Origin of the sequence: Streptomyces durbertensis (genome assembly GCF_014156695.1) — a bacterium.
GTDB classification, from domain to species: domain Bacteria; phylum Actinomycetota; class Actinomycetes; order Streptomycetales; family Streptomycetaceae; genus Streptomyces; species Streptomyces durbertensis.
The window spans coordinates 1-4,648 of the sequence record NZ_WMLF01000428.1; the positions used below are offsets into that span (position 1 = coordinate 1).

3 protein-coding genes and 2 pseudogenes are annotated in these 4,648 nt (G+C 74.4%); 3 read left to right on the plus strand and 2 right to left on the minus strand.

The genetic code is table 11. The annotated features are described in order from the left end of the window. Nucleotides 1-115, plus strand: a pseudogene (locus tag GL263_RS21920) (enoyl-CoA hydratase/isomerase family protein); the annotation flags it as partial. 78 nt (nucleotides 116-193) lie between these two features. Here GL263_RS21920 and GL263_RS21925 read toward each other — a convergent pair. Beyond that, nucleotides 194-853, minus strand: a complete 660-nt coding sequence (locus GL263_RS21925; RefSeq protein ID WP_182857464.1) for a DJ-1/PfpI family protein — start codon at nucleotides 851-853, stop codon at nucleotides 194-196. Between the two features lie 86 nt (nucleotides 854-939). Continuing rightward, nucleotides 940-1,914: pseudogene (locus tag GL263_RS21930) on the minus strand (GlxA family transcriptional regulator); the annotation flags it as partial. Between the two features lie 146 nt (nucleotides 1,915-2,060). Here GL263_RS21930 and GL263_RS21935 point away from each other — a divergent pair. Continuing rightward, complete coding sequence (locus GL263_RS21935; protein ID WP_182857466.1) at nucleotides 2,061-2,933, plus strand: SCO6745 family protein; 873 nt, start codon at nucleotides 2,061-2,063, stop codon at nucleotides 2,931-2,933. 86 nt (nucleotides 2,934-3,019) lie between these two features. Then, nucleotides 3,020-4,648: Tex-like N-terminal domain-containing protein (locus GL263_RS21940; RefSeq protein ID WP_182857467.1), on the plus strand; the 1,629-nt coding region annotated here is incomplete at its 3' end.

Consider the following 4,648-nt stretch of genomic DNA (forward strand, 5'->3'; position numbering starts at 1 on the left):
CCCCGCGGAACGGGAGGCCCACTGGGCGGAGCAGGTGCGGGCCAGCGGGGAGACCGCCGAGGGCGTGGCCGCCTTCCTGGAACGCCGCGCCCCTGCCTTCCCCTGGCGCCCCTGACCGCGCGCTCAGCCACCGCTCGTGCGGTCAGCCTCGTACCGTCAGGCCCCGGGGCGCGGTCAGACCGCGGTCGCCCGCTCAGGCCCCGCTCGCCGCGCTGCCGGCGACCTTCCGCCAGTGGGCGACCAGGTCCGCCGGGGCGCTCTCCGGCGAGCCGGCGTCGTAGGGCGGCTGCGGGTCGTACTCGATCATCAGCTGGGCGCTCTGCGCCACCCGGTCCCCGGCCAGGCGTCCCAGCAGCGTCAGCCCCATGTCGATGCCCGACGAGACGCCGGCGGCCGTCACGTACTTGCCGTCGGTGACCACCCGGTCGGGCACCGGCCGCGCGCCGAGCGCCGCCAGACGCTCCCGGGACAGCCAGTGTGTCGTGGCCCGGCGCCCCGTGAGCAGGCCGGCGTGGGCGAGGAGCAGCGCGCCGGTGCACACGGAGGTGGTCAACTCGCTGTGCCGGTCAGCCTCCCGCAGCCAGGGCACCACGGCCGGCGCGGCCTTCTCGACGAGGGCGTCCGGGCCACCGGGGACGACGATCAGCTCCGGGCGGGGAAGGTCGTCGAACGAGCAGGCGGCGACCAGGGAGAGTGTGCCCCGGTCCCCCGCCACCGGCCCGGGCCGCTCGGCGACGAACACCGTGCGGGAGCCGGGGAGGTGGCCGAGGGTGTCGTAGGGACCCACGGCGTCGAGCGCGGTGAAGCCCTCGTAGAGGACGATGGCAATGGTCCGGGTCGGTTCGTCGCTCATGTGCGCATTCCTTCTCTCTCGGGGTTGCCGTGGGTATTGCCGTCATCGGGATCACCGGCGGGGGCGCCGCCGGACTCTCCGGCGGGTGTGCCGGGGTGGCTCCGGAAGCGGCGGCGGTACTCCTGCGGGCCGGTGCCCAGCGCCGCCAGGAACGCCCGGCGCATGGCCTCGGCCGTGCCGTAGCCGCACTGGCGGGAGATCCGCTCGACGCTGTCGTCGGTGTCCTCCAGCCGGCGGCGGGCCGCCTCCAGCCGGACGGCCGCCACGTGGCGGCCAGGCGTCACACCGGTCTCCTGCCGGAAGGCGCGGGAGAAGTGGCGTGGCGAGAGCCCGGCGCGGGCGGCGAGTGCCTCCACACCGAGATCGGCCTCCGGGTGTTCGGTGATCCAGCGCTGCACCTCGCGCAGCGGGCGGCGGACCGCCGTCTGCGCGGCCAGTTGGGCGCTGAACTGCGTCTGGTTGCCCGGTCGGCGCAGAAAGACGACCAGATGGCGGGCGACGGACAGCGCGACCTCGCGGCCGTGGTCCTCCTCCACGATCGCGAGGGCGAGGTCGATGCCGCTGGTCACTCCGGCGGAGGTCGACAGCCGGCCGTCCCGGAGGAAGATCGCCCGCGTGTCCACCCGCACCCGCGGGTAGCGCTCGGCCAGCGTCCTGCCCAGGCTCCAGTGGGTGGTCGCCCGGCGGCCGTCCAGCAGTCCGGCTTCGGCCAGCACAAAGGCGCCCGAGCAGACCGACACCACCCGGCGGCAGTCGGGGGCGTGGCGCCGTACCCAGTCGACGAGTTCGGGGGCGCTGTCGCGGGTTCCGGGGCCGCCGGGCACCAGCAGGGTGTGCGGCGGCTCGGAGTCCCTCACGTCCTCGTCCGCCGCGAGTCGCACGCCGGAGGTGCTGCGCACGGTGCGGCCGCCGACGCTGGCGGTCCGCAGGCGGTAGGCGTCCGGCTCGCCCAGCGCCGCGGCGGCCCCGGCGAAGGCTTCCAGGGGGCCGGTCACGTCGAGGCTCTGCACTCCGTCGAAGAGGAGGCACAGGACGCTGCGCGAGGCGGTGTGGGCGGGCATGCGCCTCATCCTGGTGGCGCGGCGGGAAGGCCGCAATGACAACTTTCCCACCTTTCCGGCCATGCCACCGGTACCCCGGGGGGACCACGCCAGCCCCTCCCGCCGCGACTCTGGGAAACTAAGCGACCGTTCAGTAGCATCGGGACATGACTGGTGTGACCCCACTCGACGCACGTGCCGGCCGTCGCTGCCACGGCGCGGTGAACCCGCTGCACTCGCTGGTGTACTTCTCCCCCGAACTCGCCGAGGAGTTCGGCTCGGCCGGCGTCACCGACCGCTCCTCGGTGTACCTGGCGGCCCGCGCCGCGCCGCTCGGCGCGGTGGGTCCCGGCACGGTCACCGCGACGTTCTACAGCTTCAGCCACCGCATGATCGCCGAGCGGCTGCCCGCGGTGTGGCGGCAGATCCCACCCGAGCAGGCGCTGGAGTCGCGGCTCCGCGCGGCCGACCGGGCGCTGCGTCGACTGCTCGGCGAACAAACGGTGGAATCTCCCGAGTTGGCCGAGGCAGCGGAACTCGCGCTGCGGGCCGCCGAGGGCTGCGAGCGCGGCGCCCGGCCGCTGTACGCCGCCAACGCGGACCTGCCCGTGCCCGACGAGCCGCACCTGGCACTGTGGCACGCCGCGACGATGCTGCGTGAGCACCGGGGCGACGGCCACCTCGCCGTCCTGCTGAGCATGGGCCTCACCGGACTGGAGGCCCAGGCGAGCCACACCGCGACCGGACGCGGCATGAGCCCGCGCTGGGTGCTGGCGACCCGGGGCTTCACCGAGCAGGAGTGGCGCGCGGCGCTGACCGGGCTCCGCGCACGCGGGCTGGTGGACGACAACAACTCCATCACCGACACCGGTCTGGCGCTGCGCAAGCAGATCGAGGCCCGGACCGACGACGTCGACCGCGCGCCCTACGAACACCTGGGCGCGGCGGGCGTCGCACGGCTCACCGAGCTGGCCGGGGCCCTCACCATGAAGGCCGTCGGCGCGGGCGCCTTCCCGGCGGACCTGACCGGCGCCGACTGACCTCCCGCCCCACCAAGCGGCGCGTTCACCGCGCCGCCGAACCGCCGTGTCGCGGCGCTGTCGGCGGCACCTGCCACAATGCGGGCGTGAGCCCATCAACAGTCTCCATCGAAGCCAGGATCGCCGACGAACTCGGCGTACGGGAGCGGCAGGTCAAGGCCGCCGTCGAACTGCTCGACGGCGGCTCGACCGTCCCGTTCATCGCCCGCTACCGCAAGGAAGCGACCGAGATGCTCGACGACGCGCAGTTGCGCGCGCTCGAAGAGCGGCTGCGTTACCTGCGGGAGCTGGAGGAGCGCCGGACGGCGATCCTGGAGTCGGTGCGGAGCCAGGGCAAACTGGACGCCGAGCTGGAGGCCCGCATCCTGGCGGCCGACTCCAAGGCCCGCCTGGAGGACGTCTACCTGCCCTACAAGCCCAAGCGGCGGACAAAGGCGCAGATCGCCCGCGAGGCGGGCCTGGAGCCGCTGGCGGACGCCCTGCTCGCCGACCCGGGCACGGCCCCGCTGGACGCGGCCGCCGGCTACGTCGACGCCGAGCGCGGCGTCGCCGACGCGGCGGCGGCGCTGGAGGGCGCCCGGGCGATCCTCACCGAGCGGTTCGGCGAGGACGCCGACCTCATCGGTGAGCTGCGGGAGCGGATGTGGCGGCACGGCAGCCTCGTCGCCCGCGTCCGGGAGGGCAAGGAGCAGCAGGGCGCCAAGTTCGCCGACTACTTCGACTTCTCCGAGCCGTTCACCAAGCTGCCCTCGCACCGGGTGCTGGCGATGCTGCGCGGCGAGAAGGAGGAGGTGCTGGACCTCGTCCTGGAACCGCTCTCCCCCGACGAGGCCGACCAGGAGGGCCCGACGCCGTACGAGCGGGCCATCGCGCACCGCTTCGGCATCGTCGACCGGGGCCGCCCGGGCGACGGCTGGCTGCGGGACACCGTGCGCTGGGCCTGGCGCACCAGGCTCAGCGTCCACCTCGGCATCGACCTGCGGCTGCGGCTGCGGCAGTCCGCCGAGGACGACGCGGTGGCCGTCTTCGCCGCCAACCTGCGCGACCTGCTGCTGGCCGCGCCCGCCGGCACCCGCGCCACCATGGGCCTGGACCCGGGCCTGCGCACGGGCGTGAAGGTCGCCGTCGTCGACGCCACCGGCAAGGTCGCCGCGACCACCACGATCTACCCGCACGCCCCGGTCGGGAAGTGGGACGCCGCGCTGGCCACCCTCGCCGCGCTGGCCCGCGAGCACCGGGTCGAGCTGATCGCCGTCGGCAACGGCACCGCCTCCCGGGAGACGGACAAGCTCGCCGCCGAACTCATCAGCGCCCAGCCCGACCTGAAGCTGACCAAGGTGATGGTCTCCGAGGCCGGCGCCTCGGTGTACTCGGCCTCCGAGTACGCCTCCCGCGAGCTGCCCGACCTCGACGTGTCGCTGCGCGGCGCCGTGTCCATCGCCCGCCGCCTCCAGGACCCGCTCGCCGAACTCGTCAAGATCGACCCGAGGTCCATCGGTGTCGGCCAGTACCAGCACGACATCGCCGAGGGGAAGCTGTCGCGTTCGCTGGACGCGGTGGTGGAGGACTGCGTCAACGGCGTCGGCGTCGACGTCAACACCGCCTCCGCGCCGCTGCTCTCCCGCGTCTCGGGCGTCAGCGGCACGCTCGCCGAGAACATCGTCAGGCACCGCGACGACAACGGCCCCTTCCGCAGCCGCCGCCAGCTCAAGGAC